The following is a 1,851-nucleotide window of genomic DNA, read 5'->3' on the forward strand; positions in this document are numbered from 1 at the left end:
TGTCATACACCCTTGAATATCTGCCCAATTAAACTCTTTAACTGTAATTTCTTTTGCTTTTAAAGGTGAGCAAGTAAACGTTCTTAATGAGCCAAAATATAAAAGGCAATGATCATAAATATAAACCTTACCTGTTTTACGATTAAAACGGATTGGGCAATCTTCAGGAGCAAAAAGAATATTCGAAGCCATTAGAAAAAGAAAATAAGTTAAAAATATTAATAATAAACAACAAGGTATAACGATTGCGTTGCCATCAGTGTCTATAATAGTATTTGGTATGATCCATGATAACCCACATATAGTTACTAAATTACAAAGTAACACAATAGTAACCATAAATATACGAAGAAAAGGATTCATCCCTGTGAACCGTCGTGAAAATTCACAATAATCATCATTAGCATAACGTAATTTTTTATTATTACTTAAATGTAATTGTGTTGTATATATTCCTTTATGCAAATCTTCGCGCCAGCATGACACTTGCGGTTGGTACTTTGATGGCATTATTTATTTCCTAACTTTTTATACTCGGCATCTATTTGTTGATATTCTTCAAGCGAGCTAGCTTTGGATTTTTTGTCGATTTCTTCTGGCCAATTGACTTTGATTGGCCAAGTAAAGTCTTCTTCTGGCATAAATTCGGCATCTAAATTTTTATCAGAAAACGCCATATAGCTATTTATCCACATCCATTCATAACCTAAACTGCTACCGGTCGCCAACAGAAAATGGTCAATCACTTTAGTAGTATTAGGCTCACATACCACACATTCTAGACGATAGCTTCTAACCATTCCGCCACTGCCCGTCGGTACCGATACTGAGGTCATACACCCTTGAATATCTGCCCAATTAAACTCTTTAATGCTGATCTCTTTGGTTCTAAAAGGGGAACGAGTAAAAATTTCCCATAAATCAAAATATAAAATAAAGTGATCATAAATATAAACCTTACCCGTTTTACGATTTAATCGTATTGGGCAATCTTCAGGAGCAAAAATAACACTCAAAAACATCTGAATTGAAAAATAAACAGAAAAAAAACCTATAAAACAACATATTAATAATAACATTTCATGTTCAACTCCCATCAAAACACTTGGTAAAGTTAAATAGAGTGCAAATATTAAAAATAAAATAACTATTGATGAAAAAAAAATAGTCGCCAACCGAAAAAAAAATCTCATCCCTGTAAAACTTCTTGAAAATTCACAATAATCATCATTAGCATAACGCAATTTTTTATTATTACTTAAATGCAATTGCGTTGTATAAACCCCTTTATATAAATCCTCGCGCCATGCGGAAACTTGCGGTTGATATTTTGATGGCATTATTTATTTCCTAACTTTTTATATTCGGCATCTATTTGTTGATATTCTTCAAGCGAGCTGGCCTTGGATTTTTTGTCGAGTTCTTCGGACCAATTGATTTTTACCGACCACTCATATTCATCTGGCATCTGTTCGGTATCGAGGTTTTTATCCGAAAATGCCATAAAACTATTCACCCACATCCACTCATCGTAACTTAAACTGCTATCTATACAAAAAGTAAAGTAGTCAATTACATTGGTGGTATTAGGCTCACATACCACACACTCTATACGGTAAGTTCTGACCATACCACCACCAGAAATCGGTGCCGATACTGAGGTCATTACCCCTTGAATATCTGCCCAATCAAACTCTTTCATTGTTATCTCTTTCACTCTAAATGGTGAACGAGTAAATGTTTTTAATGAACCAAAATATAAAAGAAAATGGTCATAAATATAAACTTTACCGGTTTTACGATTAAAACGGATTGGGCAATCCTCGGGAGCATAGAATAGATAGAAAACAA

3 protein-coding genes are annotated in these 1,851 nt (G+C 33.4%); all 3 read right to left on the reverse strand.

Annotated features, from left to right (window positions below; translation table 11 throughout):
• A partial coding sequence (locus A9G45_RS04265) for a DUF6708 domain-containing protein (protein WP_218057031.1) occupies positions 1 to 510 on the reverse strand: 510 nt, incomplete at its 3' end.
• On the reverse strand, positions 510 to 1,340 hold the full coding sequence (locus A9G45_RS04270; protein WP_065567566.1) for a DUF6708 domain-containing protein: 831 nt from the start codon (positions 1,338 to 1,340) through the stop codon (positions 510 to 512). The genes A9G45_RS04265 and A9G45_RS04270, both read right to left, overlap by 1 nt.
• The coding region (locus A9G45_RS14350) for a DUF6708 domain-containing protein (protein ID WP_218057032.1) at positions 1,340 to 1,851 on the reverse strand (512 nt) is incomplete at its 5' end. The genes A9G45_RS04270 and A9G45_RS14350, both read right to left, overlap by 1 nt.

Origin of the sequence: Gilliamella sp. HK2 (genome assembly GCF_001690265.1) — a bacterium.
GTDB classification, from domain to species: domain Bacteria; phylum Pseudomonadota; class Gammaproteobacteria; order Enterobacterales; family Orbaceae; genus Gilliamella; species Gilliamella apicola_C.

Excerpts from the sequence above, each read along its gene's own strand:
- A9G45_RS04270 (WP_065567566.1), bottom strand. The coding sequence starts at position 1,340 with ATGCCATCAAAATATCAACCGCAAGTTTCCGCATGGCGCGAGGATTTA.